The 26,074-nt window shown below is 28.7% G+C and carries 29 protein-coding genes; 17 read left to right on the plus strand and 12 right to left on the minus strand.

Annotation, left to right across the window (positions count from 1 at the left end):
• Positions 1-10 precede the first annotated feature (10 nt).
• Both sucC and Q8S45_RS09340 read right to left on the minus strand, forming a co-directional pair.
• Positions 11-1,210, minus strand: a complete 1,200-nt coding sequence (gene sucC, locus Q8S45_RS09335) for an ADP-forming succinate--CoA ligase subunit beta (protein ID WP_305604042.1) — start codon at positions 1,208-1,210, stop codon at positions 11-13.
• A gap of 178 nt (positions 1,211-1,388) precedes the next feature.
• Positions 1,389-2,084 carry a Crp/Fnr family transcriptional regulator gene (locus Q8S45_RS09340; protein ID WP_305604044.1) on the minus strand — a complete coding sequence of 232 codons (696 nt, stop codon included), beginning with the start codon at positions 2,082-2,084 and terminating at the stop codon, positions 1,389-1,391.
• Positions 2,085-2,775: 691 nt separating this feature from the next.
• Here Q8S45_RS09340 and Q8S45_RS09345 point away from each other — a divergent pair.
• The 11 genes from Q8S45_RS09345 (at position 2,776) to Q8S45_RS09395 (ending at position 13,900) form a co-directional block, all read left to right on the plus strand.
• Positions 2,776-5,184: a DUF5916 domain-containing protein gene (locus tag Q8S45_RS09345; RefSeq protein ID WP_305604046.1), complete on the plus strand. Its 2,409-nt coding sequence runs from the start codon at positions 2,776-2,778 to the stop codon at positions 5,182-5,184.
• 40 nt (positions 5,185-5,224) lie between these two features.
• Complete coding sequence (locus Q8S45_RS09350; RefSeq protein ID WP_305604048.1) at positions 5,225-5,887, plus strand: ABC transporter ATP-binding protein; 663 nt, start codon at positions 5,225-5,227, stop codon at positions 5,885-5,887.
• An 11-nt stretch (positions 5,888-5,898) separates the two neighbouring features.
• Positions 5,899-6,642 (plus strand): 5'-methylthioadenosine/adenosylhomocysteine nucleosidase, encoded by a 744-nt coding sequence (locus tag Q8S45_RS09355; protein WP_305604050.1) that lies wholly within the window; start codon positions 5,899-5,901, stop codon positions 6,640-6,642.
• 42 nt (positions 6,643-6,684) lie between these two features.
• Positions 6,685-8,637 carry a BatA domain-containing protein gene (locus tag Q8S45_RS09360; protein WP_305604052.1) on the plus strand — a complete coding sequence of 651 codons (1,953 nt, stop codon included), beginning with the start codon at positions 6,685-6,687 and terminating at the stop codon, positions 8,635-8,637.
• The gene (locus Q8S45_RS09365; protein WP_305604054.1) at positions 8,638-9,894 is read left to right on the plus strand and encodes a dihydroorotase family protein; all 1,257 of its coding nucleotides are present in this window, start codon (positions 8,638-8,640) and stop codon (positions 9,892-9,894) included.
• A gap of 15 nt (positions 9,895-9,909) precedes the next feature.
• Entirely contained in the window at positions 9,910-10,239 is a 330-nt protein-coding gene (locus tag Q8S45_RS09370) for a DUF4870 domain-containing protein (RefSeq protein ID WP_305604056.1), read from the plus strand.
• Positions 10,240-10,295: 56 nt separating this feature from the next.
• The gene (locus Q8S45_RS09375; protein ID WP_305604058.1) at positions 10,296-10,949 is read left to right on the plus strand and encodes an alpha/beta hydrolase; all 654 of its coding nucleotides are present in this window, start codon (positions 10,296-10,298) and stop codon (positions 10,947-10,949) included.
• Between the two features lie 63 nt (positions 10,950-11,012).
• The gene (gene ppgK, locus Q8S45_RS09380) at positions 11,013-11,756 is read left to right on the plus strand and encodes a polyphosphate--glucose phosphotransferase (protein WP_305604060.1); all 744 of its coding nucleotides are present in this window, start codon (positions 11,013-11,015) and stop codon (positions 11,754-11,756) included.
• 42 nt (positions 11,757-11,798) lie between these two features.
• Positions 11,799-12,413 carry a trimeric intracellular cation channel family protein gene (locus tag Q8S45_RS09385; protein WP_305604062.1) on the plus strand — a complete coding sequence of 205 codons (615 nt, stop codon included), beginning with the start codon at positions 11,799-11,801 and terminating at the stop codon, positions 12,411-12,413.
• A complete protein-coding gene (locus Q8S45_RS09390; protein WP_305604064.1) occupies positions 12,410-13,042 on the plus strand; it encodes a CoA pyrophosphatase in 633 nt (210 codons plus the stop codon). Before Q8S45_RS09385 ends, Q8S45_RS09390 begins: the two co-directional genes overlap by 4 nt.
• A 45-nt stretch (positions 13,043-13,087) precedes the next feature.
• Complete coding sequence (locus Q8S45_RS09395) at positions 13,088-13,900, plus strand: 1-acyl-sn-glycerol-3-phosphate acyltransferase (protein WP_305604066.1); 813 nt, start codon at positions 13,088-13,090, stop codon at positions 13,898-13,900.
• An 81-nt stretch (positions 13,901-13,981) separates the two neighbouring features.
• Here Q8S45_RS09395 and Q8S45_RS09400 read toward each other — a convergent pair whose 3' ends face one another.
• Positions 13,982-14,452, minus strand: coding sequence for a Dps family protein (locus tag Q8S45_RS09400; protein WP_305604068.1), 471 nt, complete (start codon positions 14,450-14,452; stop codon positions 13,982-13,984).
• Positions 14,453-14,552: 100 nt separating this feature from the next.
• Between Q8S45_RS09400 and Q8S45_RS09405 the strand changes: the two genes are divergently transcribed.
• Positions 14,553-15,500 (plus strand): LysR substrate-binding domain-containing protein, encoded by a 948-nt coding sequence (locus tag Q8S45_RS09405; protein ID WP_305604070.1) that lies wholly within the window; start codon positions 14,553-14,555, stop codon positions 15,498-15,500.
• Here the strand turns inward: Q8S45_RS09405 and Q8S45_RS09410 are convergent.
• Positions 15,497-15,709: a hypothetical protein gene (locus tag Q8S45_RS09410; protein ID WP_305604078.1), complete on the minus strand. Its 213-nt coding sequence runs from the start codon at positions 15,707-15,709 to the stop codon at positions 15,497-15,499. The genes Q8S45_RS09405 and Q8S45_RS09410 overlap by 4 nt on opposite strands.
• A gap of 112 nt (positions 15,710-15,821) precedes the next feature.
• Positions 15,822-16,088 (minus strand): hypothetical protein, encoded by a 267-nt coding sequence (locus tag Q8S45_RS09415; RefSeq protein WP_305604080.1) that lies wholly within the window; start codon positions 16,086-16,088, stop codon positions 15,822-15,824.
• 211 nt (positions 16,089-16,299) lie between these two features.
• Between Q8S45_RS09415 and Q8S45_RS09420 the strand changes: the two genes are divergently transcribed.
• From Q8S45_RS09420 to Q8S45_RS09435, 4 genes are all read left to right on the plus strand, one after another.
• The gene (locus Q8S45_RS09420) at positions 16,300-17,325 is read left to right on the plus strand and encodes an adenosine deaminase (RefSeq protein ID WP_305604082.1); all 1,026 of its coding nucleotides are present in this window, start codon (positions 16,300-16,302) and stop codon (positions 17,323-17,325) included.
• 7 nt (positions 17,326-17,332) lie between these two features.
• A complete protein-coding gene (locus tag Q8S45_RS09425; RefSeq protein WP_305604083.1) occupies positions 17,333-17,920 on the plus strand; it encodes a hypothetical protein in 588 nt (195 codons plus the stop codon).
• The gene (locus tag Q8S45_RS09430; RefSeq protein WP_305604085.1) at positions 17,921-18,553 is read left to right on the plus strand and encodes a Crp/Fnr family transcriptional regulator; all 633 of its coding nucleotides are present in this window, start codon (positions 17,921-17,923) and stop codon (positions 18,551-18,553) included.
• Positions 18,554-18,628: 75 nt separating this feature from the next.
• Entirely contained in the window at positions 18,629-18,835 is a 207-nt protein-coding gene (locus tag Q8S45_RS09435; RefSeq protein ID WP_305604088.1) for a DUF2892 domain-containing protein, read from the plus strand.
• 56 nt (positions 18,836-18,891) lie between these two features.
• On the opposite strand, the gene Q8S45_RS09440 is transcribed toward Q8S45_RS09435, so the two are convergent.
• The gene (locus Q8S45_RS09440) at positions 18,892-19,302 is read right to left on the minus strand and encodes a 6-carboxytetrahydropterin synthase (protein WP_305604090.1); all 411 of its coding nucleotides are present in this window, start codon (positions 19,300-19,302) and stop codon (positions 18,892-18,894) included.
• Entirely contained in the window at positions 19,302-19,826 is a 525-nt protein-coding gene (idi, locus tag Q8S45_RS09445) for an isopentenyl-diphosphate Delta-isomerase (RefSeq protein WP_305604092.1), read from the minus strand. Before idi ends, Q8S45_RS09440 begins: the two co-directional genes overlap by 1 nt.
• A gap of 125 nt (positions 19,827-19,951) precedes the next feature.
• Between idi and Q8S45_RS09450 the strand changes: the two genes are divergently transcribed.
• Positions 19,952-21,538 (plus strand): peptide chain release factor 3, encoded by a 1,587-nt coding sequence (locus tag Q8S45_RS09450; RefSeq protein WP_305604093.1) that lies wholly within the window; start codon positions 19,952-19,954, stop codon positions 21,536-21,538.
• A gap of 29 nt (positions 21,539-21,567) precedes the next feature.
• Here the strand turns inward: Q8S45_RS09450 and ppk2 (Q8S45_RS09455) are convergent, their stop codons facing one another.
• Genes ppk2 (Q8S45_RS09455) through ccoG form a run of 5 tightly spaced genes read right to left on the minus strand, consistent with a single transcriptional unit; the run spans position 21,568 to position 25,818 of the window.
• Positions 21,568-22,356: a polyphosphate kinase 2 gene (gene ppk2 / locus Q8S45_RS09455; protein WP_305604095.1), complete on the minus strand. Its 789-nt coding sequence runs from the start codon at positions 22,354-22,356 to the stop codon at positions 21,568-21,570.
• 2 nt (positions 22,357-22,358) lie between these two features.
• Positions 22,359-23,219 carry a polyphosphate kinase 2 gene (gene ppk2, locus Q8S45_RS09460; RefSeq protein WP_305604097.1) on the minus strand — a complete coding sequence of 287 codons (861 nt, stop codon included), beginning with the start codon at positions 23,217-23,219 and terminating at the stop codon, positions 22,359-22,361.
• Between the two features lie 6 nt (positions 23,220-23,225).
• Complete coding sequence (locus Q8S45_RS09465; protein ID WP_305604099.1) at positions 23,226-23,945, minus strand: sulfite exporter TauE/SafE family protein; 720 nt, start codon at positions 23,943-23,945, stop codon at positions 23,226-23,228.
• A 1-nt stretch (position 23,946) separates the two neighbouring features.
• Positions 23,947-24,399, minus strand: coding sequence for a FixH family protein (locus Q8S45_RS09470; protein ID WP_305604101.1), 453 nt, complete (start codon positions 24,397-24,399; stop codon positions 23,947-23,949).
• A gap of 9 nt (positions 24,400-24,408) precedes the next feature.
• Positions 24,409-25,818 (minus strand): cytochrome c oxidase accessory protein CcoG, encoded by a 1,410-nt coding sequence (gene ccoG, locus Q8S45_RS09475; protein ID WP_305604103.1) that lies wholly within the window; start codon positions 25,816-25,818, stop codon positions 24,409-24,411.
• Between the last annotated feature and the right edge of the window lie 256 nt (positions 25,819-26,074).

The following is a 26,074-nucleotide window of genomic DNA, read 5'->3' on the forward strand; positions in this document are numbered from 1 at the left end:
CTTTAACTGATTATATTTTAGAAAGTACTTGTTGCACTTTATCCGCAGCTTCTTGAAATTCAGTAGCAGAAATTACATCTAATCCACTTTCATCTATCAGCTGTTTTGCCTCAATTGCATTGGTACCTTGTAAACGTACAATAATTGGAATTTTAATAGCATCGCCCATATTTCTATACGCATCAATTATTCCTTGAGCCACTCTATCACATCTCACAATTCCACCAAAAATATTTACAAGAATTGCTTTTACATTACTGTCTTTTAAAATAATTCTAAAAGCAGTTTCAACACGTTTTGCATCTGCGGTTCCACCAACATCTAAAAAGTTAGCTGGTTCACCACCCGATTGTTTAATTAAATCCATGGTACTCATTGCAAGTCCTGCTCCATTTACCATACAGCCCACATTCCCATCTAAATCAACATAATTTAATCCTGCAGCATTGGCTTCAACTTCAATTTCATTTTCCTCTCTATAATCACGTAAAACCGCAAGATCTTTATGACGATATAACGCATTGTCATCTAAAACAACTTTAGAATCTACTGCTAAAATTTTATCGTCTGAAGTTTTTAAAACTGGGTTAATTTCAAATAAAGAAGCATCCGATTGAACAAATGCGGTGTATAAAGACGATACAAATTTTATCATCTCTTTTAATGCATTTCCTGATAGTCCCAAATTAAAAGCAATTTTACGTGCCTGAAATGGTTGTAAACCAATTAATGGATCAATTTCTTCTGTGAAAATTAGATGTGGAGTTTCTTCGGCAACAGTTTCAATATCCATTCCACCTTCAGTAGAATACATAATCATATTTTTCCCAGTAGCTCTATTTAATAATACAGACATATAATATTCTTCTGGACTATTTTCACCAGGATAATAAACATCTTCTGCAATTAAAACTTGATGAACCTTTTTACCCTGAGGAGGTGTTTGTGGTGTTATAAGCATCATTCCAATAATATTTTCAGAAATGGTTTCAACTTCAGCTAAATTTTTAGCTAATTTTACACCACCACCTTTTCCTCTTCCACCAGCGTGAATTTGGGCTTTTATAACCCACCATCCTGTACCGGTTTCCACAGTAAGTTGTTTGGCTGCATCAACGGCTTTTTTCGGGTTATCTACAACAATACCCCGTTGTATGCGAACTCCAAAACTATTTAATAATTCTTTTCCTTGATATTCGTGTAAATTCATTAGAAATAATGGTTTTTAAAAAATATGGACAAATGTAAGAAATCAAAACTTAAAAATTATCTGGAATAATTAAAAGTTTTCAAAATAAGTAGCTAATTCTACGCTTCTGTTTATCAATAATATATTATTCAATTAGATAAAATTAAACTGAGTTAATTATCTTGAAATAATAAATTTATTAGCCTAATTTACTAATTTGTTCTAATTTTTCAATATCTAATATTTCAATTTTTCTATCTAAAACATTTAGTATGCCTTCCCTGTTAAAATTTGACAATGTGTTAATTACACTCTCCTTTGAATATCCTAACAGCGCTCCTAATTCTTTTCTTCCTACTGGTAGTACAAAAATTGTTGATTTATAAATGATTGAAAATTCCAATAATAATATTGATAAAGCACCCTCAATATTTTTTTGGGATAACCTTGTTATCCTATGAAATAATCCATTTGCTACATTCGACATATGCTTAATTAATGCCAATGAAAATTCCCCATTGCTTTTTATAAATTTTTCAAATACATCCTTATCTATAAAACCTACTTTGGTTTTTTCTAATGCTGTTGCTGTAAAATCAAAATTCTTATATGCAAAACAACATATTAACCCAATAAAACTATGAGGCTGAACTATTGCAAGTGTTGACCATTTATTATCATTAACAAATTCTAATTTGACCAACCCTTCAGTCATATATAGTATATTACTTACTAAAACGCCTCTTTTAACAATGGTTTCTCCTATTTTAAATTCAACATCACTTTTATGATTTACCAACGTTGCTTTTTCGTCTTCAGTAAGCATATTTAAGCATTCTTCCGCATTTAAAGAATTATAATCAAAATGAGTTTTCTTTTGTAAAAAATCTAGCATTCAATAAAATATTCGTTAACAACTATAAAGATACATCATAATTAATAAATAAGCCCGCAAAATAACTGATTTTAACGACCTTTAATCTATAAATCAAGTGTTTAACCTATCTCCTAAGTTAATTAATTTACCATTAATTATATAAAAAAAAGAAACTGAATATTGCATTATAAAAGTAGAACTAAAAAAAATTCTCTATAATGTAATATTCCATTAAAACATACTCAATAAACCTATCAACTGTATGTAATAAAATTGCACATAATTTAATTTAAAATTCGTTTTTGATGGTAATTTTATAGTAGAAAAATAAAATAAAATGAAAAATCTAAATTTTAATTTCATTTTTTTTACACCTATGATTGTGGGTGTTTTGTACATTTTTATATTATCATATATTTATTTTTTTATTATGATTTTTAAACTATACGCTAACCTATTTTAAATCATAAATAATAAATTATTTTAATATAATAGTACTTCTGGTTTTTGATTTTAATGAAATCAGCACTTAATTTTTTTAACCTTTTCTTATTGAAACATAATTTCATAATTAGGTTAAACATTATTTTTTGCACATTTATAAGCTTTCCTTAAAATAATTCTGGCATTATTAACAAATAATTAAGAATGATTCGTCTATAAGTTAAATATTTTAGCTACTTCGTAGTATACAAGACAAAAACTCTAAATGAAAAATATTTTTCTCCTCCTTTTTATTGGTAATATTCTCCTTTTAAATGCCCAAACAAAATCAAAATCTTTTCAAGCATTAAGAATCAGTGAAACACCAACTATTGATGGTAATTTGAATGAATCTTTTTGGCAAAATACTGAAAATGCGCAAGATTTTGTAATGTTTAAACCGGGTGATGGTACTCCCGAAAGACCAACTAAAAAAACAATTGTAAAAGTTGCTTACAATGATGAGGCTATCTTTTTTGGTGCTATTATGTTTGATGATGAGGTTTCCAAAATTCCAATGCAATTTGGAGGTAGAGATCAGTTTGGAAATGTTGATTTTTTTCTAATTAGCATTAACCCAAATAATGATGGACAAAACGATACCGAATTTATTGTTATGAGTACTGGTGCACAGGGTGACGCTAAAGTAAGTGGAGAAAGAGATGATTTTTCTTGGAATGCTGTTTGGGATAGTCAAGTAAGTGTAAATGAAAAAAGTTGGATTGTTGAAATAAAAATTCCCTATTCGGCACTTCGTTTTAGCAATTCTGAAATTCAAACTTGGGGAATAAATTTTCATAGAAAAATTAATTATTTAAATGAACAATATTCGTGGAATTATATCGATAAAAAAATAGGAGCTCCAACTCAATATTCTGGAAAATTAACTGGAATAACAAATATTGAACCACCAACTCGTTTAAGTTTTTCTCCATACGCATCCGTATTACAATCAAGTTATGATGGAGATTCTCAATTCGATTATAATTTTGGAATGGATTTAAAATATGGAATTAATGAAAGTTTCACCTTAGATGCTACCCTAATTCCTGACTTTGGACAAACTGCTTTCGACGAACAAGTATTAAATCTAGGTCCTTTTGAACAACGTTACCAGGAAAAAAGATCTTTCTTTACAGAAGGGACCGAACTATTTAGTAAGGGAAATCTGTTTTATTCACGTAGAATAGGAAATGCACCTGTTGGATATGATACCGCAGAAGAAAGTTTAAGTATAAATGAAGAAATTATAGACAATCCTTTTAAAGTAAATATGTTAAATGCCTTAAAATTATCTGGCAGAACAGATAGTGGATTAGGAATAGGTGTTTTTAATGCTATTACTGAAAAAACAGAGGCACGCATATTAAATACTGCTACCAACGAAATCAGAAAAATGGTTACCGAGCCATTAGCAAATTACAATGTGCTTGTTTTAGATCAACAGTTTAACAAAAACTCCTCTGTTAGTTTGGTTAATACAAATGTTTTAAGAAGTGGTAATTTTAGAGATGCAAATGTTAGTGCTTTAGTGTTTGATGTTTTAGATAAAAAATCGAAATACAATGTTAAAGGAAATTTTAAACTAAGTAATGTAAATGAAAACAGTACTACAAAAACAGGATATGCTACATTTTTTGAGTTTGCAAAAGTACATGGGAACTTTCAGTACGAGCTTAATCATTCGAGAAGTAATGATACCTATGAAGTAAACGATTTAGGATTTCAAAATCAGAATAATTATGCCAATTATTCTGCCGAAGTTTCATATAGAATTTTTGAACCTATAGAACACTTTAATGACTATAAAATTAAATTATCAACATCTAGGAAATATCAAAATGAACCAAACAACTTTACAGAACATAGAATTGAATTAGAATCCTTTTTTGTAAAAAAAAGTAGATTGGCATTTGGAGGTGGTTTTGAAACTTTTATTGGAAATAGATATGATTATTACGAACCAAGAGTTGAAGATAGATTTTTTAAGCAAACAGGTTATTTAGCTTTATTTTCATTTCTTTCAACAGATTATAGGAAAAAATTTGCTATTGATATTCGACCAGTTGTAGCAATCCGTTATCATTCTCAAAATAGATTTATAGAACTTAAAATTTCTCCTAGATATCGATTTTCAGACAAATTTCAAATTGTTCATTCTTTATTATATTCAAAAGTATGGAATGAAAATGGATATGTTAACAATTTAGATAATGGAAGTATTATTTTTGGAATAAGAGATGCAAAAACAGTTTCAAATTCTATTTCTGGTAAACTCAATTTTAATACAAAATCATCTTTAAACTTGGCTTTTAGGCATTTTTGGTCACCTGTAATATATGAATCTGATTTTTATGAATTGAATTCAAAAGGAACGTTAGATAACAGTTCTTACACTAGTAACCACGATATAAATTACAATATTTGGAATTTAGATTTAAGTTATTCTTGGGAATTTGCCCCTGGAAGTCAATTAGTTGCTTTATACAGAAGTTCCATATTTAATGAAGATACTCAATCGAATTTAAATTTTAATGATAACTTACATAACTTATTTAAAGAACCTGAAACAACTATTTTTTCGCTTAAATTTATTTATTATTTAGATTACAACAAATTAAAAACTTGGATATAATTCATTTAATTTAGCCGAAATCTAACTATTATTAAAAACAATGATTGTAGCAAAAAATATTCACAAATTTTACGGAGACTTAGAAGTTTTAAAAGGTGTTGGGTTAACCATAAAAAAAGGAGAGATAGTAGCAATTGTTGGACCATCAGGAGCCGGTAAAACAACGCTTTTACATATTTTAGGAACATTAGATGCAGCTTCTACAAATAAGGAAACTTCGGTTCTCATAAACAATCAGAATATTATTGAATTAAAAGACAAAGAATTATCCAATTTTAGAAATAAACACATTGGATTTATCTTTCAATTTCATCAGTTATTACCCGAATTTACTGCCCTTGAAAATGTTTGTATTCCAGCTTTTATAGCGAATAAAACTAAAAAAGAAGCAGAATTAAAAGCAAAAGAATTGTTAGTATTTCTTGGGCTTGGTCACCGATTAAACCATAGACCTAACGAACTGTCTGGAGGTGAACAACAACGCGTTGCAGTGGCAAGAGCATTAATCAATAATCCTGATGTTATTTTTGCTGATGAACCAAGTGGAAATTTAGATACAACATCGGCTAAAAATTTGCACGAACTTTTTTTTACATTAAGAGATAAATTCAACCAAACCTTTGTAATTGTTACCCATAACCAAGAATTGGCTGCTATGGCAGATCGAAAATTGGAAATGCTTGATGGAAAAATAATCAATTAATTAGCGTTCTTATGACCGGAATTATAAGTGCAATGCAAGAAGAGATTCAGGCATTATTAAATGTTCTGAAAAATGTTGCGACAGTTAAAAAAGGGATGAGAACTTATTATCAAGGTACTTTATTTGATCAGTCAGTGGTAATTGCTTTCTCTAGATGGGGTAAAGTTGCTTCGGCTGCAACTACCACCCAACTTATAAACGATTATCCTTTAAAAGAGCTTATTTTTACTGGAGTTGCAGGAGCAATTAAAAACAAATTAAACATTGGAGACGTTGTTATTGGTAAAAATTTATTTCAACACGATATGGATGCAAGTCCTCTTTTTGAGCAATTTGAAATACCAATTTTAAAAAAGAAAGGAATTGCAACCCAAGATGCAACAGATTTGATAGAAGCCTCCAAACTTTTTCTATCCGATTATTTAAGTTATATAAGTATTAATAATTCTCTTGAATTTAACATTACCAAACCAAAAGTAGTGTATGAAGATATTGCAAGTGGAGATCAATTTATTTCTAGTTTGTCAAAAATTAAGCAATTAAATCAAATGCTACCAACAGCGTTTTGTGTAGAAATGGAAGGCGCGGCAGTTGCACAAGTTTGTTATGAGTACCAAATACCATTTTCAATTATTCGTATTATTTCTGATAATGCCAATGAGAATGCTACAATTGATTTTCCAAAATTTGCGAATACAATTGCAAGTAATTATGCTCTAGGAATTTTAAAAAAATATTTTGAATTAAAACGTTAACAAACAAATTCATATTTTTATCTTTGAAAAACCTTAAACGAAATGCATTTTAAGCATCCTGAAATTTTATATGCACTTTTTTTACTTATCATTCCGATACTAGTACATTTATTTCAATTACAACAATTTACCAAAGTACCTTTTACCAATGTTAAAATACTTCGACAAATACAACAACAAAATAGGAAGAGTGCCAAATTAAAAAAGTGGCTTATTTTAATGTCTCGAATAGCAACTTTATTATTTTTGATTGTTGCTTTTGCCCAACCATATTATTCGAATGTAACGAAAATTTTAGATCAAAATATAATTGTCTATTTAGATAACTCTTTTAGCATGCAAGCAAAAGGTAAAAAGGGTGAATTATTAAAATCAGCCGCCCAAGATTTGATTGAAACTTTTAAAAATACCAATTCAAAAATAACATTTATTACCAATAATGAAACATTTGAAAACATTGATTTTCCAGTATTAAAAAATGAACTATCAAGTATTAAATACAGTCCTAATGAGCTACCTATAAGTACATTATTATTAAAAATTAAAAGTATAATTACTGATACAATTAACACTTCAAATAAAATTATATTAATATCTGATTTTCAGAAAAATAAGTTTGATGAAAAACAACATTTTACAAATGTAAACACTTCTTATTCCTTCATAAATTTAGCTCCTACTCAACCCTTTAATATCGGAATTGATAGCGCATTTATTGTTTCTGAAAATGGCTCTGAAATCACGTTAAAAGTTGTACTAAAAAGCAATCAAAAATTAAATAAAAAAGTTGCAGTAACTTTTCATAATAACAATTTATTAATTGGAAAAGGTTCTGCAATATTCTCCAATTCAGATGTTGAAAACGTTACATTTAACTTCCCTACATCAACTAATTTTAAAGGCAAATTATCCATTGATGATGAAGGATTAAATTTTGACAATTCTTTATTTTTCACCATTTCAAAACCAGAAAAAATTAAAGTCTTAACGCTTGGTGAAAACAGCCTTTTTTTACAAAAAATGTTTAAAAATGATGAGTTTAATTATTCTTATTCATCTATCGAAAAATCTAACTACTCCACTATTTTGGAACAACATGTTGTTATTTTAAATGAAATTGACAACATGCCTAATTCTATAACTACCTCCATAATTGAATATATTAAAAATGGCGGTACAGTTGTTCTTATTCCCTCAACACATATAAATATTACTTCTTATTCTCAATTACTTTCCATTTTAAAAATAGGTAATTTAACCAGAAATGAGGTTGGTCGAAAAATAAATACTATCAATTTCAATCATCCCATTTTTAATGGCGTGTTTGAAAAGGAAATTCAAAATTTTCAATTTCCAACAACAAAAATTCACTATTTAATAAGTCAATCGAACCTATCTCCTATTTTAAAATTTGATTCAAATGCGATTTTTATTGGCTCTAAAAATATTGATAAAGGAACATTATATTGGATTGCATCTCCCTTAAACGATTTAAATTCGGATTTCACTCACTCTCCGCTAGTAGTTCCAGTATTTTATAATTTCGCAAAAAACAGTTTAAAAACTAATAACTTATACCACACTATTGCACAAGAAAATAATATCGAAATTTCAATTCAACTCAATAAAGACGAAGTTTTAACTGTTGCTAATTCGATTTCAGAATTTATTCCTTTGCAACAAATTTTGCATCAAAAAGTTTTATTAAAGGTATCTCATCAAGATTTGGAACAAGGTTTTTATGAAATGAAAAAAGATAAGAAAGCGATAAAAACAATTGCATTTAATTATAATAGAAACGAAAGTGATTTAGTTTATACCAATATGGATTCTTTATTTTCTAATAAAAAAAATGTGAAAATAAGTACCTCTATTAATGAAACTTTTTCCACTTTAAAGGAGCAAAAAGAAATCAATTGGCTTTTTAAATGGTTTTTAGCATTTTCTGCCTTATTTTTGCTCATTGAAATACTTATTTTAAAATATTTTAAATAAATGAATCTACTTCTAAAATCGGCTATCATTGTAGATAGTACAAGTCCTTACCACTTGCAAAAAAAGGATATTTTAATTGAAAATGGGATAATTACAAAAATAGCATCAGTTATTAAAAATGAGGAAGGTATTGAAGAACTAAAATTAAAAAATTTACATATTTCAAAGGGTTGGTTCGATACAAGTGTAAGTTTTGGAGAACCAGGGTTTGAAGAAAGAGAAACTATAAAAAATGGACTCTTAACCGCCTCTAAAAGTGGTTTTACCAAAGTTGCAGTTAATTCAAACACAAACCCTGTTTTAGATACCAATGCCGACATCGAATTTATTGTTAATAAATGTAATAATTCCGCTACCAAACTATTTCCAATTGGTAGTTTAACAAAAGGCTCTGAAGGAAAAGATTTAGCAGAATTATACGACATGCAAAATTCTGGTGCAATTGCCTTTGGAGATTACAACAAGCCTCTAACAAATAGTAATTTATTAAAAATTGCCTTACAATACGTTCAAAATTTTAATGGGTTGGTATTAAGTTTCCCACAAGACCAAGCAATTGCTGGACACGGTGTTGTAAATGAAGAAATAAATAGTACAAAACTTGGTTTAAAAGGAATTCCAGCCTTAGCTGAAGAATTACAAATAGCAAGGGATTTATTTATACTAGAATATACAGGAGGTAAATTACACATACCAACTATTTCAACTGCAAATTCAGTAAAATTAATAAAAGAAGCTAAAAAGAAAAACTTAGACGTAACTTGTAGTGTTGCAGGGCATCATTTGGTTTTAACAGATGATGAATTGGTTCATTTTGATTCAAACACAAAGGTAATGCCTCCATTACGCACGAAAAGGGATATAAAAGCACTATTAAAAGGGGTGCAAGAAGGTGTTATTGATGTAATTACAAGCGATCATAACCCAATTGATGTTGAGCATAAAAAAGTAGAATTTGACAATGCCAAATACGGCACAATCGGTTTGGAAAGTTTATTTGGAGCTTTAAATCCGGTTTTAGAATTAGAAGTACTTATAAATTGTTTAACTGAAAATCCTTGCAAAATATTTCAAGTAAAAAATTCAAGTATTAGAGAAGGAGAAAAAACCGATATTACCCTTTTCAACCCTGAATATTCTTATAAATTTGAAGTGAACAATATACTTTCAACTTCAAAAAATTCGATATTCTTGGGGAAGGAAATGAATGGAAAAGTCTATGGAATTTTTGCAAATAATCAATTAATTTTATCTTAAAAAAATTTAGTTTAAATGGATAATTCTACCATAGAAAATGGAAAAACAATTGCACTGATTAGTTATTTAACTTGGATTGGAACTATCATTGCATTTATTATGAACGGCGAAAAGAGAAACTCTTTTGCTTCTTTTCATATAAGACAAATGATAGGATTATCTCTTTTTTCATTTATAAATGCACTTTTTATAGTTAAATATATAGGATTTTGGGTGGCTGCAATTATTAGCCTAGTTCTATTTGTTTTTTGGATGATTGGTTTTATGGGTGCAATTAAAGGGGAGGAGAAAAAAATTCCATATTTTGCAGATATTTTTCAAGAATGGTTCAAAAGCATTGCCTAGCTTAATTATAAATGATATTTTTGAAGTCGCACTTAATGTGCGATTTTTATTTCTTTATGAAAAAACAAACTCTAAACTATATTAAGAAAAAGCCAATAATAATTGACTCTAAAACCTCTTTACTCATTTTATTACACGGATACGGAAGTAACAAAGAAGATCTTTTTTCCTTTGCTAGTGAATTACCCGATAATTTATTAGTTATTAGCGCTGAAGCGCCAATAGATATGGGATATGGAGGGTATGCCTGGTACAACATTCATTTTAACAATGCCCAGAGTAAATTTTCTGATCCTAAAGAGGTTCGTGAAGCAATGGAAAATATTGCAAATTTTATTGATGAAATTCAAGATAAATATCACATTCTTCCTGAAAAAACATTCCTTTTAGGTTTTAGCCAGGGTACTATATTAAGTTATGCCGTTGCCTTAAATTATCCGAAAAAAGTACAAAAAGTTATTGCATTAAGCGGTTATATAAATGTCGATTTACTACCACATCAAATGAGTGACAATTCACATAGTAAATTGGATTTTTTCATATCTCATGGAAGTGTTGACCAAGTTATCCCAGTAGAATGGGCTAAAAAGGCACCACAAATATTAAATAACTATAATATTAATAATTGTTATTCTGAATATCCTGTTGGACATGGTGTTTCACCACAAAACTTTTTTGCTTTCAAAAAATGGATTGAGGAACGAATGTAAATACATGTTTTCTTTTTGCCGTTTTTTGATTACATTACAAATCATTAATCAATTATAAAAACTATGGATATTTTAGGTATTGATGTAGGAGGAACAGGGATAAAAGGGGCTATTGTAAACACTGAAACAGGTGTTTTAATTACAAAAAGAAAACGATTTAAAACTCCATCTCCTGCTAATCCAGAAGCACTTTCAGAAATTATTGAAAAAATGGTCCAGCATTTTAATTGGAATGGACCAATTGGTTGTGGTTTTCCTACACCATTGCAGCATGGAAAATGTTTAACTGGCGGAAATTTGCATAAAGATTGGAAAGGAGTTCAGGTTGACAAACTTTTTGAAGAAAAAACAAGAAACCAATATTTTATTGTAAATGATGCTGATGCTGCTGGCCTTGCCGAAATTAATTTTGGGGCTGGAAAAGATGTAAAAGGTGTGGTAATTATGATAACCTTAGGTACAGGAATTGGCTCAGGTTTGTTTTTAGATGGTAAATTATTGCCAAACACAGAATTTGGGCATGTATTGCACAAAAATGGTGATATTTTTGAAAAATATGCCTCAGATTCAGCAAGAGAAAGAGATGAATTGAATAGCAAACAGTGGGGAAAAAGATTACATAAGTATTTCAAACACATTAATTTATTATTGTCTCCTGATTTAATAATTATAGGAGGAGGAGCTAGTAAAAAATTTGACAAAATCGAAGCCAGAATAAATATAGACACAAAAATTGTACCTGCCGAAGCAGAAAATGAGGCAGGTATAATTGGAGCCGCGCTTGCTGCTAAATACCAAATTAAATAATGAAATATTCAATAAAAGAAATTATTTCTCAAAAAAAATAACGTGACATTATTTAATTTATTAGATATTTTAGGTATAATTTCATTTGCCATTTCGGGTTCTCTTGTGGCAATGCGGAAAAAATTTGATCCATTTGGAGTTTATATTATTGCCTTTGCCACTTCTGTTGGAGGAGGTACGTTAAGAGATGTCTTAATAGGTGCTCAACCTGTATTTTGGATGAAAAATACCTCTGTAATATTCTTTATAACAGGATCTTATGTTTTTGCAATATTTTTTAGAAAATTTTTAAAATATCTAAGCAAATCACTTTTTTTATTCGATACAATTGGGCTTGGATTATATACAATTATGGGAACAGAGATTGGATTAAAAGCAAATTTTCATCCTATTATAATTGTCTCTATTGCAACTATGACCGCCTCTTTTGGTGGAGTTATTAGAGACCTTTTATGTAATGAAGTACCTGTTATTTTTAGGAAAGAAATTTATGCAATGGCAAGTGTATTTGGTTCATTAGCTTTTTTAATTTTACACTTTTTTAATTTTAACGAATCTGTTTTATATATTTCAACCTCTTTAATAGTTATAACAATTAGGTTAGTAGCCGTAAAATTTCATTTATCCATTCCAACTTTTTATATAAAGAAAAAGTGATTTTTAGTTCATTTAAAAAATATTTATCAAAATTAATTGCAACACCATTATTAGGTGAAAATGCACAATTTAAGATGGTTCCAAAAATTAGGATGATGGAATTAAAAGAAAAAATGACATCTAAAAATTCTAAAAAAGCAGCTGTTTTGGTACTTTTTTATCCAAATGAACTAGGTGAAACATGTTTTTTACTCACTTTAAGGGCAAGTTATAATGGAACTCATTCAGACCAAATTAGTTTTCCTGGAGGGAAAAAAGATTTACGAGATTTAAATTTGGAAGCCACTGCTCTTCGTGAAACGTATGAAGAAACTGGAGTTCAAATTTCTGATATACATATATTTAAGCAAATGACTGTCGTTTTTATTCCGCCAAGTAATTTTTTAGTCAGTCCTTTTTTGGGAATTACAAATCGCAGACCTAATTTTATTAAAAATTACGAGGTCGAAGAACTAATTGAAGTTAAATTAAGTGATTTACTAGATGAAACAAATGTAAAATATACTACTCTTTCTACTTCATATGCCCAAAACATAGAAGTTCCCTGTTTCATGTTAAATAATTATGTTGTTTGGGGAGCAACAGCAATGATGCTTTCCGAAATTAAAGAGCTTATTAAATTAATGTAAATAATTTTTTATTAAATTTGCATTATTCAAAACCAACCAACTTAAATGCCAATTTTTAAAAGAAATCCATTCGGACATATATTATTTTTAAAAAAGTGGCTCATTCGATTTTTTGGAATTGTATCGCACGGAAGGTACAGAAGATTCAATAATCTCCAAATAGATGGGTCAGAAATATTAAGAGAATTACCCGAAAAAGGTGTTCTTTTTGTCTCCAATCATCAGACTTATTTTGCAGATGTTGCCGCTATGTTTCATGTTTTTAATGCTTCATTAAAAGGTAGGGCAGACAGCATAAAAAACATAGGATATATTTGGAACCCTAAATTGAATATTTATTTTGTCGCCGCCGCTGAAACTATGAAATCTGGATTTTTACCTAAGATTTTTGCATATGCTGGATCTGTTTCTATCGACAGAACTTGGAGAGCAGCAGGCCAAGATGTAAACCGACAAGTAAAACAATCAGACATTTCAAATATTGGACTAGCTTTAAATGATGGTTGGGTAATTACTTTCCCACAAGGTACCACTAAGCCATTTAAACCAATTAGACGGGGAACTGCACATATAATAAAAACTTATAAACCAATTGTGGTACCTATTGTTATTGATGGTTTTAGACGCTCGTTCGATAAAAAAGGGTTACTTATTAAAAAAAGAGATGTACTGCAATCTATGGTAATTAAAAAACCAATGGATATTGATTACGAAAATGATACTATTGAAGAAATTGTTAATAGGATAGAAATTGAAATAGAACAACATCCATCTTTCTTAAAGGTTATTCCAATTGATGTTTATATAAAAGAAGAAGAGGAACTAAATGCTAAAAGAAAATTCTGGAATAATTATTAATAAAATTTAAAATGGATAATAAATTATAGATTTAAACAATCTTAATTTTATTATCCATTTTATGACTAAGAGAGTGATTATTTATCCTAACCAAGCGTTTAACATCCAAAGTGTTTTTTCTTGCTCAGCTATAAAATCGCTCATCATAGAATTAGTTCCTTCATCATTCTCATCTGATGCTTCTTTAAGAATTGCACGTTCTATTTGAAGAATTATAGCTAAAGAGTCAATCACTAATTTTACTGATTCCACATCATTAGATATTTCTTTACCAACCTTAACTTTTGACAACTTATTATAATCTTCAAAAGTATGAAGGGGAACACCTCCTAAAGTCAATATTCTTTCAGCAATAAAATCAATTTTATCTTGAGAATCTATGTAAAACTCTTCAAATTTAACATGCAATTCAAAAAAAGATTTTCCTTTAATATTCCAATGCAAACCTCTTAAATTTTGATAATAAACTTGAAAATTAGCCAATAATTTATTCAAATTAATTATACGATTTTCTGTAGCAGACTTCCCGAGTCCAATAATTGTTGTATTCATTTTTTAAAATTTTATTTAATCAAATTTCTTAAAAATAAAAATAGTTTTAATATAATTATTATTGATAGTTTTAATATCTTTATCAGGTAAATTTATACTTATGACAATCACACAATTAAAATATGTATTGGCAGTTGCAGAACATCAAAATTTTACGGTGGCAGCTGAGCATTGCTTTGTTACACAACCCACATTGAGTATGCAAATTCAAAAATTGGAAGATGAATTAGATACTCTAATATTTAACCGGGCAAAAAAACCAATTCAACTGACAGAAATTGGGCAAAAAATTATTGAACAGGCCAAAATTATTGTGGATGAGAGTAATAGATTAAGCAATATTGTAGATCAGCAAAAAGGCTTTATTGGTGGCGATTTTAAATTAGGAATTATTCCCACTGTAATGCCAACTTTACTCCCATTATTTTTAAAAATATTTATAAAAAGATACCCAAAAGTAAATTTAAAAATTGAAGAATTAACAACTGAAGAAATTGTTAAAAAATTAACGGACGGGCATATAGATGTAGCCATTGCTGCAACACCTTTAGAGAATGAAGCTATTAAGGAAAAACCCCTATATTATGAGCCATTTATTGCATTTATACCTCCGGAACATAGATTATTTAAAAATAAAACTATAGAAATAGATCAATTAAATATTTCCGACATATTGTTATTGGAAGATGGCCATTGCTTTAAAGAAAATATTATTAATTTATGTAGTGCTTTGGGTTCAAAAAATCAACATTTTAAACTGCACAGCGGCAGTTTTAATACCTTAATTAAACTATCTAAAGAAGGTTTAGGAATGACGCTCCTACCCTATCTCCAAACTTTAGATTTAAATGAAAACGATAAAATTTATTTAAGAGATTTTGATGCCCCAGTTCCTGCAAGAGAAGTAAGCATTATTTATCACAAATCACAATTAAAAATTCAACTTATAGATACTTTGAAAAACGTTATTGATAGTGTTATTAGGGGTGTAATTGCATTTAATGATGTAAAAATTATAAGTCCTTTACAAAAGAAAAAAGGAGCTTAAAAGCTCCTTTTTTCAATATTTACAATGGCTAAACACGGATATAAATCTGGTTTATTAAACGTAAACTCTTTTAACCATAAATACAATTCTTTTAATTCATAAGGTAATAACCTGTTAACTGCTTTTTCCAATTCTTTTTTAAACAATTCTTTATTAAAGCTAACTTTTTCGAGTATTGTTTTGGTATACTCAAACATTGCTCTTGCCATAAATGATGAGGTTTTTAGTTGGTTACTATTAGAACGTACTACTAGGGATTTTATTGTACTAAAATACAAATAAAATTAAATAAAAAAAAATAAAAACTGATGTTTCCTTTATTTATAATTTATTAATTTTTTTTATCAAATTACTTGCTGTTTCTTCAAGTTCTTTGTTTATTGCATTAAAATGAGCTCTTTTATCTGCTACCTTTTTTACATTTACTTTTTCAACCAACTTATCAAAAGATTCAATAGCTTCATTAACAATAGCCTCAGTGCTACTACTATCAGCTTTCGAATTCATTAATTCCCATGTATAACACTCTTCAATAATATCACCTAAAACGTAATTAATATCCTTTTTTAAATTTTTAATACTTGCCATAATTTATTTTTTTATTTTGCTGCAAATTTACTTTAAATTAGTATAACTCAGCCATCTTAAATCGAAAATATTTCTTAAAAAAGAAATGATTAAATTTAAGATAACAAATGTAATTCATATTTTATTTCTTCATTTTTACATATTTTAAAAAATTATAGGATATTTTTTAAACTAATGTTACTAAAACTATTAAAATGATTAATTTTGCCCTATGCAAGCATTTATTGAAAATTTACCAAAAGCAGAATTACATTTACACATTGAAGGCTCTTTAGAACCTTCTCTGATGTTTAAAATTGCTCGAAGAAATAATATTAATATTCCTTATAAATCTGTCGAAGAAGTTGAAAAAGCCTATCAATTTAATTGCCTACAAGATTTTTTAGATATTTATTATCAGAGCGCTCATGTATTAGTAACCCAACAAGATTTTTACGAGTTAACATATCATTATTTGCAAAATTGTGCTATTCAAAATGTGAGACATGCCGAAATAATGTTCGATCCACAAACACATACGAATCGTGGCGTTTCATTTGAGACAGTAATTACAGGAATTTCAAAAGCTTGTAAAGATGCTCAAGAAAAACTGAATATTTCCACCATTTTAATAATGAGTTTTTTACGTCATTTAAGTGAAGAAGAAGCGTTTAAAACGTTAAATGATTCTTTACCCTATAAGGCAAAAATTACAGCTGTTGGTTTGGATTCATCAGAGATAGGAAATCCTCCTTCAAAATTTAAAAATGTGTATGCAGCTTGTGTCGAAGAAGGATATATACCAATGGCGCACGCTGGTGAAGAAGGTTCCTCGGAATACGTTTGGGAAGCAATTGACGTATTAGGAATTAAGCGAATTGATCACGGAAATAATGCCTTGCAGGATAAAAATTTAATAAAAGAAATTATAAATCGAGATTTAGCATTAACAGTTTGTCCGTTATCAAATATTGCTTTAAACGTTGTAGATGACTTAAAAAATCATCCATTAAAAAAAATGATGGAATTAGGTCTTAAAGTGACTATAAATTCTGATGATCCTGCTTATTTTGGTGGAAATATAAATAAAAACTATATTGAGATTCAAAAAGCACTACAGTTGACCAAAGAAGATATTTATCAATTAGCTAAAAACTCTTTTCAATATTCTTTATTAGACAATGCCAAAAAACAATATTTTTTAAACGAATTAGAAAAATACTATACTCAAACTAAAGAAAAACAATTAGAATTTTAAAAACCTTATGAAAAGAATTACAGTAATATTAATCGTATTTTTGGCAACCACGTTATACAGTTTTGCTCAAAATAACAAAGCTTTAGACACCAGTACAGTTGAAAACCAGTTTAGGTACATTATTGATAACTCTCCAAATTCTTTCGATAGTAAACTTGTAAAGTTAAATTGGATTAATCAGTTAAAAAATAATGTGATTGATTCAGTTTCAACATTAACCAAGTTACAATTAACTAATACTGATATAATTAATGCCCAAAAAATTACACTTGATAGTTTAAAAAATGAGTTTGAATCATCTCTTACTTCCTTTGACACTTTAAATTTAGAAAAACAAAGTATTTCTTTTTTAGGAATAAATTTTGACAAATCCACCTTTAAAAAAACTATGCTGAGTATAATTATTATATTAATATTGATATTGGTATTTTATATTAGAAAATATAATGGAAGTAATACAATAACTGAAGATTTTAAACAACGTCTAATAGACCTACAAGAAGAATTTGATGCTTCTAAACAAAGATCTTTAGAAAGAGAACAAATTACAATGAGAAAGTTACAAGATGAATTAAACAAGAAAAAAGAAAAATAGTTGGATAATTTTGAATCTGTAATAAGGACTGAACTTTCTTTTTTAGGTTCGCAACTTGTAGAAGAAATTCTAAAAGAATCTACGATATTGTATGTTGAAAAAGATACAGAATTGGTTAGAGATGGTCAATTTATTAAAGTAATTCCCATTGTTTTAAATGGCTTAATTAAGGTTTTTACACGTTATGAAGAAAAAGAATTATTACTTTATTACATTAAGCCCCTAGAGAGTTGCGTAATGTCTTTTTCGGCTTGTTTAGAAAATTCTCCAAGTCAAATTATTGCAGTAACAGAAGAAAAAACAACTGTTTTACTATTACCTGTTTCAAAAATACATCAATGGGTTAAAAATTATTCTAATTTTAATCAATTATTTTTTCAACAATACAATATTCGATATACAGAATTATTAAAAACAATCAATCATTTAGTAAATGATAAGTTAGATGTAAGGCTTTATAATTACTTAATTGATAAAAAAAATCTAACTCAAAAAAATCCAATTAAAATTTCTCATCGCCAAATTGCAAATGAATTAGGAACTGCAAGAGAGGTAATTAGTAGAGTTTTAAAAAAATTAGAAAACGAAGAAAAAGTAAAACAACATACCAATGAAATTGAAGTTTTTGAGTAGTGGTGACTATTGTCACTGCAAAACCTATTTCTACATTGTAATTTTGACCTAATTATTAATTAAAAATCTTTTTCAATGAAAAAAAATATGGGAAGTACAGATAAAGTTATCAGGATGTTGATAGCTGTTGTTATTGCAATTTTATATTTTACAACTGATTTAATTTCAGGCACTTTAGGAATTATTCTATTAATTTTTGCTGGTATTTTTGTGCTAACAAGTTTAGTGAGTTTTTGTCCACTTTACCCAATTTTAGGAATGAATACTTGCAAAAAAAAATAATATTTTCATAAAAAAGAGGTTGACTAAAATTTCACTTTTTTAGCCAGCCGCTTTTTTTACTCACCACAATACGTTACAAAATTTCGAGGTGTTTCATATAACGTAATTGACAATTCCAATTTCTCATCAATTTTTGAGCGCAATTTATTCCAAATAACAACCGAAATATTTTCAGCAGTTGGATTTAAGGTTTTAAACTCAATAACTTCTTCATTTAAATTTTTATGGTCGAATTGCTCTTCAATTTCAATTTCAATTAATTTTTTCAAAATTTTCATATCCATAACAAACCCAGTTTCTGGATGAATTTCACCTTTCACTGAAACTATTAACTCATAGTTGTGTCCGTGATAATTTGGGTTTGCACATTTACCAAAAACAGTTGCGTTTCTTGCATCAGTCCAATCAGAATTATACAATCTATGGGCCGCATTAAAATGTGCTTTTCTACTAACAGTTACTTTCATTATTTTTTTATATTTATAAAACTATAATATTTCTCAAAAATAATTTTAAACCATTCGGTATAAATTTCTGGTTTATTTTCAATATCAACATTAACATCATCCAGCGGCATCCACTTATAACTCTCAACCTCTTCCCTATTAATAATCGGATTTTCATTAAAATAACCAACCATTATATGATCTAATTCGTGTTCTGTTAAACCATTCTCAAAAGGAGCTTTGTAAATAAACCAAGTCATTTCATTTAACTCACACATAAACCCCATTTCTTCAAATAACCGTCTTTTTCCAGCTTCAATATTTGTTTCTCCATTACGTTGATGGCTGCAGCAAGTATTTGTCCATAATAAAGGTGAATGGTATTTTTCAGCAGCCCGTTGTTGTAATAATAATTCATTTTTATCATTAAAAATAAATACTGAGAATGCTCTGTGCAAAACTGCTTTTTCATGAGCTTCCATTTTTGGCATTAAACCAATTTGCTCATCATTTTCATTCACTAAAATTACTTGTTCTTCATTCATAATTTATTCAATAAATACAAATTTACAAAATAGATATGGGAATTTTAAACTAATCCTCTTTTCAACTTTCAAACTTTTTAACTTTCAAACTTTAAAACCTATATTTGCACCTCAAATTTTTAGTGATGACTTTTTTAGAAGAAATACAAAGAAGACGAACTTTTGGCATTATTTCACATCCTGATGCTGGTAAAACTACCCTAACCGAAAAATTACTATTATTTGGTGGAGCAATTCAAGAAGCTGGTGCCGTAAAAAGTAATAAAATAAAGAAAGGAGCTACCTCCGATTTTATGGAAATTGAGCGTCAAAGGGGAATTTCTGTATCTACATCAGTACTTGCATTTATCTATAAAAATAAAAAAATAAATATATTAGATACTCCTGGGCATAAAGATTTTGCTGAAGATACTTTTAGAACTTTAACCGCTGTAGATAGTGTTATTGTTGTAATTGATGTTGCCAAAGGTGTTGAAGAACAAACAGAAAAATTAGTTGAAGTTTGTAGAATGCGTAAAATTCCAATGATTGTTTTTATAAATAAAATGGATCGTGAAGGTAAGGATGCTTTTGATTTATTAGATGAAGTTGAGCAAAAATTAGGATTGAGAGTTACCCCTTTAAGTTTTCCAATTGGTATGGGTTACGATTTTAAGGGAATTTATAATATTTATGAAAAAAAGATAAATTTATTTTCAGGGGACAATAAACAAACTGTTTCAAATGGAATAGAATTTAATGATATTACTACCCCCGAATTAGACAAAATTATTGGTGAAAAATCAGCAAACACATTGCGTGAAGAATTGGAAATTTTAAGAGAGGTTTATCCAGATTTTGACAAAAATGAATATTTAAATGGAGAATTACAACCTGTGTTTTTTGGCTCTGCTTTAAATAATTTTGGAGTAAAAGAATTGCTAGATTGTTTTATTGAAATTGCACCGCCCCCTAAACCAAAAATGGCTGAAACTCGTTTGATCGACTCCAAGGAAGAAGAAATGAGTGGTTTTGTTTTTAAGATTCACGCCAATATGGATCCAAATCATAGAAACAGGTTAGCATTTATAAAAATTGTTTCTGGCACTTTTAAAAGAAATGAACCATATTTACACGTACGACTTAATAAAAAAATGAAATTCTCAAGTCCAAATACTTTTTTTGCCGAAAAGAAAGAAATTGTTGAGGTGTCATTCCCAGGAGATATTGTTGGAATACAAGATACTGGGAATTTTAAAATTGGCGATACATTAACAAGTGGTGAAATTCTTAGTTTTAAAGGAATTCCAAGCTTTTCACCAGAGCATTTTAGATATGTAAACAATGCCAATCCATTAAAAGCAAAACAACTATACAAAGGTTTAGATCAATTAATGGATGAAGGTGTTGCCCAGTTATTTACTCTAGAATTAAACGGCAGAAAAGTAATTGGAACGGTTGGAGCATTACAATATGAAGTTATTCAGTATCGCTTAGAACATGAGTATAGTGCTAAATGTACTTATGAAAACTTAAATGTGCATAAAGCATGTTGGGTTGAACCAAAAGATAAAAAAAGTCCTGAATTCAAAGAATTTTTACGAGTAAAACAACGTTTTTTGGCACATGATAAGAAAGGTCAACTTGTATTTTTAGCTGATTCTGCTTTTACAATTCAAATGACTGAGCAAAAATTTCCAAACATTAAATTACATTTTACAAGCGAGTTTTAAAACCTAGACTTTTGATAAACATTTTTTATTTATATGATAACTTTTTTATCATAAGGTATTGTGTTCAAAATGTAATTTACTGCGCTAATCCTTGCAAAAGTTTTTTTATTAGCTTTTATAATTTTCCACGGAATAATACCATCAGCCGTTTTATCAAACATTTTTGATTTATATTCGGTATACACATCCCATAGTTCCTGTGCACGCTCATCTACAGCTGTCATTTTCCACTGTTTTAACGGATCTTGTTTAATCTCTTCAAATCGCTTGGCTTGTTCTTTTTTAGAAATTGACATATATATTTTCACCAATCTAATTCCTGATTCTGTAATCATACGTTCAAAATCATTAACTTGATTCATAAAAATTTCATATTCTTCATTGGTGCAAAATCCATTTACTGGTTCAACTACCGCCCTATTGTACCAACTTCTATCAAAAAATATAATCTCACCTGCTTTTGGAAACTGGCTAACGTAACGCTGAAAATACCATTGTGTTTTTTCATCTTCAGTAGGTTTTGTCAAGGCTATAATTCGCAAATGACGAGGATTCATTCTTTCGGTTGCTCTCCTTATTGCACCACCCTTTCCAGCCGCATCTCTTCCTTCAAAAATTACAATTATTCTTTCGTTTTTACTAATAGCCCATGTCTGCATTCTAATTAATTCAACCTGTAATTTTTTTAATCTATTCTCATATTGAACAAATCGTACCGATTTTTCCAAATTATAAGGTTCTTTGGATAGAATTGCCTTAATACCTTTATTTGTATTTAAAAGATCGGCATCTTTTTGAGTTAAAACATACTTTGACATAATTAATCTATTTGTTGTGAAGAACGAAAATATCTCATAACCACATTTGGATCAGGAAGCATATGAGTTTGTGATTCATTTTTACCTTCATAATCAAATTTTGATAATACATAACGCATACTCTCTAGTCTTGCCGCTTTTTTATCATTTGCTTTTACAATAATCCAAGGACTATAGCTCGTATGAGTTTTACTAAACATTTGTTGTTTATAATACGAGTATTTGTCCCAATACTCTTGCCCTTTTTTATCAACAGGGCTAAATTTCCATCTTTTCAAAGGCGTTTTATTTCTCGCATTAAAACGATCGAGTTGAACATCTTTACTGATGGAGAACCAAAATTTTATTAAGATCTGTTCTTCTTCGTATATCATATGTTCAAATTCCGGTAGTTGAGCCATAAACGTTTCGTATTGTTTTTCATTGCAAAAACCCATTACAGGTTCAACAACAGCTCTATTATACCAACTTCTATCAAAAAAAACAATTTCACCTGCGTTAGGTAATTCTTTTATATATCTTCTAAAATACCATTGCCCTTTTTCAACTTCTGTTGGTTTATCTAATGCTACCACACGCATTGCTCTTGGGTTTAAATGTTCAGTAAATCTTCTAATGGTACCGCCTTTACCTGCTGCATCTCTTCCTTCAAAAATAACGGCTACACGCTTATTATTTTTGTGAATCCATTGTTGAAGTTTCACCATTTCTATTTGAAGTTTACGAAGTTCTTCTTCATAAAATACCTTATCCAAAGAATCACTAGTGGGAATTTTCTTTTTAATGATAAGTTTTTTAAGCTCTTTATTTGATTTTATAGCATTAAATTCTTCAATACTAATTTTTGGAGGATCTTTCTTCATATAAACTTAATTAACCTCAACGGTAACACAATGTCCAGGATTGTTTGATAATTGCAAATTTGCATCAGAAGGTGAAATATATGGAATTCCCAATCCGAGACCTCGCAATATAAATAATAATCCTATTACAATCACTAAAATTGGAATAGCTTTTTGAATTTTTTGACGCACTTTTATTGTTATGAAGTTTCCAACAAAAATTGCCCCAGTCATCATTGGAACTGTTCCTAATCCAAACATAGCCATATATAATGCTCCGTCAACATAATTTCCGGCAGCAATTGAACCAATTATAGCCATATACACTAAGCCGCAAGGTAAAAACCCATTAAAAAATCCAATAAAAAAAATGGCGCTATTGGATTTCTTTTTGAGGAAATAACCTAAGTTTGATTTGACTTTTCCAATTATACTGATTAATGGCCTAGATGGATTTTTTATAGTTTTAAATACAAGGGGAAACACAATTAAAACTATCATTAGAACTCCAACTACAATTGACAGGCGTTGTTGAAAACCAGATAGATATAATCCTTTTCCTATAATTCCAAAAAGTAATCCAATAAAACTGTATGTAACTATTCGACCAAAGTGATATAAAAAAGTTTGAAAAGCAGCTATTGGTTTTGATTTTCTATTAATAGGTAAAACAAAAGCTATTGGTCCACACATACCAATACAATGAAAACTGCCCAATAACCCCAAAACTAAAGCCGTCCAAAGCATTTTAGTACATTATTTTTTCTTTAAACATATATGCATTTTCACCAACATTCCATTCAATTTTAACATCCCATCTACCAGTAACAAGGTCTTTATCCTGAATTAAAAATTCATTTGATGCCAATTTTATAGGTACATTAAAATCAATTTTATCATTTGAAAGTCGTTGCATTTTAATTGTTCCCGAAATGGTTTTAAAATTAAATTCCTTCGGAAAAACGATTAATAATCCATCATCCACCTTTTTAAGGTATACATTTTCTTTTAGTTCTATGCCTCTATTTAATTTATCAATTTCTCCCTGATAATTGAGCTCATCCTTATAATAATCTTCAGAAACCAAATGATGTTCATATTGTGGAATAAATGCTGCTCTTATAACAAATGATAATATAAATAGCATAAAAGCACTCATTGCAATTATTATTCCTGCTGGCCAACTTATTTTAATTTTCATTAATTAGATTTATTTTAAAGGGCCTGAAAAAGTTGTTGATGTTGTTTCTATCAATACTTCTCCTTTATAAATCCCTAATTTTAATTTTTCTTTGGACGAAGTTAAGTCCTTTTTTTCAATTTCAATAAACAATGACCCTTCTTTTAAATCTTGCCTATCTACTTTTAACAGACCTCCAATTAATTCGACTTTACCCGCATGAGAAATTAATCTGATATCTATATTCTCAATATTGGAAGAAGTTTTGTTGATAAGTTTCACCGTATAAATATTTCTAATAGCTGTTTCAGTAGTTTGAAACGTTTGACCTGGAAGTCTTAAAACTGTTGCTTCCACATCATTTCTTAAAAATAACATTGCTACCAATACCATCATTAAAATGCTCAAAATTACCGAGTAAGCAATTAACCTTGTTGTAAATTTAAACTGCTCCTTATTTTCAATATTATCTTCTGAAGCATATCTAATTAACCCCTTTTCGAAACCAGTTTTGTCCATAATTTCGTCACAAGCATCTATACATGCAGTACAATTAATGCATTCCAGTTGGGTGCCATTTCTAATATCAATACCTGTTGGACATACTTGAACGCATAAACCACAATCAATACAATCCCCATTGCCAAAACTGGCTCTATCTTCATCCTTTTTTATTTTTTTTCGTCCATTTTCAGCTTCACCACGAACAAAATCATAAGCTACATTTATTGATTTATTGTCTAAAAGCACCCCTTGCAATCTGCCATACGGACAAACAATTATACATACTTGCTCTCTAAACCAAGCAAATACAAAATAAAAAATAAAAGTAAATACCGTTAAATTTATGAGTGTACTAACATGATTTGCTGGACCTTCAATAATATATCCAACTATAACATCTGAACCAATTATATATGCTAAAAAAACATTAGAAATTAAAAAGGAAATTATAAAAAAGACAAACCATTTTGAAATTTTTTTTCTAATTTTCTCAAAGTTCCAATCTTGTTTTTCCAATTTAATTTGTTTCGTTCTATCTCCTTCAATAAAATACTCAACTTTTCTAAAGAGCATTTCCATAAATATAGTTTGGGGACACATCCATCCACAAAATATTCTACCAAAAACAACTGTAAACAAAATAATAAAGACAATACTTACGAGCAAGGAAATTACTAATAAATGAAAATCTTGAGGCCAAAAAGGAAATCCAAAAATGTTAAACTTACGTTCAATTACATTAAATAATAATAATTGGTTTCCATTAATTTTTATAAATGGGGCTGAAAACATAAAAACCAATAAGACCCAGCTTACATAAGTTCTATATTTATAAAAATTACCTCTCGGTTTTTTAGGAAAAATAAAATTTCTTTTTCCTTTTTGATCTATTGTTGCAATAGAATCTCTAAATTTTTCTTTCTCTTGTAAATCCATAAAAAATTAAAAAAGGCTCTTTTTTGTGTTTTTTGCTATTTTGTAAATTTAAAGTTATAATACTAACTAACAAGATACAAAAGTCACAAAAAAATACAAAAAACAACCTAATTACTATTAATGCGAATTAAGGGTTAAAAATCACAAGAAAAAAGCAAAAAATTTATGATAAAAAGCAATAAAATATTTGCATAAAAGCCTGATAATCAGTATATTTATAGTGAATTTCAAACATTATAAAAAACATGATTAATCA

Source organism: Lutibacter sp., from assembly GCF_030692605.1.
Taxonomy (GTDB): domain Bacteria; phylum Bacteroidota; class Bacteroidia; order Flavobacteriales; family Flavobacteriaceae; genus Lutibacter.

Bases quoted from the DNA above. Each gene is read 5' to 3' on its own strand.
- sucC (WP_305604042.1), bottom strand. From the start codon at position 1,210: ATGAATTTACACGAATATCAAGGAAAAGAATTATTAAATAGTTTTGGA.
- Q8S45_RS09340 (WP_305604044.1), bottom strand. From the start codon at position 2,084: ATGCTAGATTTTTTACAAAAGAAAACTCATTTTGATTATAATTCTTTA.
- Q8S45_RS09345 (WP_305604046.1), top strand. From the start codon at position 2,776: ATGAAAAATATTTTTCTCCTCCTTTTTATTGGTAATATTCTCCTTTTA.
- Q8S45_RS09350 (WP_305604048.1), top strand. From the start codon at position 5,225: ATGATTGTAGCAAAAAATATTCACAAATTTTACGGAGACTTAGAAGTT.
- Q8S45_RS09355 (WP_305604050.1), top strand. From the start codon at position 5,899: ATGACCGGAATTATAAGTGCAATGCAAGAAGAGATTCAGGCATTATTA.
- Q8S45_RS09360 (WP_305604052.1), top strand. From the start codon at position 6,685: ATGCATTTTAAGCATCCTGAAATTTTATATGCACTTTTTTTACTTATC.
- Q8S45_RS09365 (WP_305604054.1), top strand. From the start codon at position 8,638: ATGAATCTACTTCTAAAATCGGCTATCATTGTAGATAGTACAAGTCCT.
- Q8S45_RS09370 (WP_305604056.1), top strand. From the start codon at position 9,910: ATGGATAATTCTACCATAGAAAATGGAAAAACAATTGCACTGATTAGT.
- Q8S45_RS09375 (WP_305604058.1), top strand. From the start codon at position 10,296: ATGAAAAAACAAACTCTAAACTATATTAAGAAAAAGCCAATAATAATT.
- ppgK (WP_305604060.1), top strand. From the start codon at position 11,013: ATGGATATTTTAGGTATTGATGTAGGAGGAACAGGGATAAAAGGGGCT.
- Q8S45_RS09395 (WP_305604066.1), top strand. From the start codon at position 13,088: ATGCCAATTTTTAAAAGAAATCCATTCGGACATATATTATTTTTAAAA.
- Q8S45_RS09400 (WP_305604068.1), bottom strand. From the start codon at position 14,452: ATGAATACAACAATTATTGGACTCGGGAAGTCTGCTACAGAAAATCGT.
- Q8S45_RS09405 (WP_305604070.1), top strand. From the start codon at position 14,553: ATGACAATCACACAATTAAAATATGTATTGGCAGTTGCAGAACATCAA.
- Q8S45_RS09410 (WP_305604078.1), bottom strand. From the start codon at position 15,709: ATGGCAAGAGCAATGTTTGAGTATACCAAAACAATACTCGAAAAAGTT.
- Q8S45_RS09415 (WP_305604080.1), bottom strand. From the start codon at position 16,088: ATGGCAAGTATTAAAAATTTAAAAAAGGATATTAATTACGTTTTAGGT.
- Q8S45_RS09420 (WP_305604082.1), top strand. From the start codon at position 16,300: ATGCAAGCATTTATTGAAAATTTACCAAAAGCAGAATTACATTTACAC.
- Q8S45_RS09425 (WP_305604083.1), top strand. From the start codon at position 17,333: ATGAAAAGAATTACAGTAATATTAATCGTATTTTTGGCAACCACGTTA.
- Q8S45_RS09435 (WP_305604088.1), top strand. From the start codon at position 18,629: ATGAAAAAAAATATGGGAAGTACAGATAAAGTTATCAGGATGTTGATA.
- Q8S45_RS09440 (WP_305604090.1), bottom strand. From the start codon at position 19,302: ATGAAAGTAACTGTTAGTAGAAAAGCACATTTTAATGCGGCCCATAGA.
- idi (WP_305604092.1), bottom strand. From the start codon at position 19,826: ATGAATGAAGAACAAGTAATTTTAGTGAATGAAAATGATGAGCAAATT.
- Q8S45_RS09450 (WP_305604093.1), top strand. From the start codon at position 19,952: ATGACTTTTTTAGAAGAAATACAAAGAAGACGAACTTTTGGCATTATT.
- ppk2 (WP_305604095.1), bottom strand. From the start codon at position 22,356: ATGTCAAAGTATGTTTTAACTCAAAAAGATGCCGATCTTTTAAATACA.
- ppk2 (WP_305604097.1), bottom strand. From the start codon at position 23,219: ATGAAGAAAGATCCTCCAAAAATTAGTATTGAAGAATTTAATGCTATA.
- Q8S45_RS09465 (WP_305604099.1), bottom strand. From the start codon at position 23,945: ATGCTTTGGACGGCTTTAGTTTTGGGGTTATTGGGCAGTTTTCATTGT.
- Q8S45_RS09470 (WP_305604101.1), bottom strand. From the start codon at position 24,399: ATGAAAATTAAAATAAGTTGGCCAGCAGGAATAATAATTGCAATGAGT.
- ccoG (WP_305604103.1), bottom strand. From the start codon at position 25,818: ATGGATTTACAAGAGAAAGAAAAATTTAGAGATTCTATTGCAACAATA.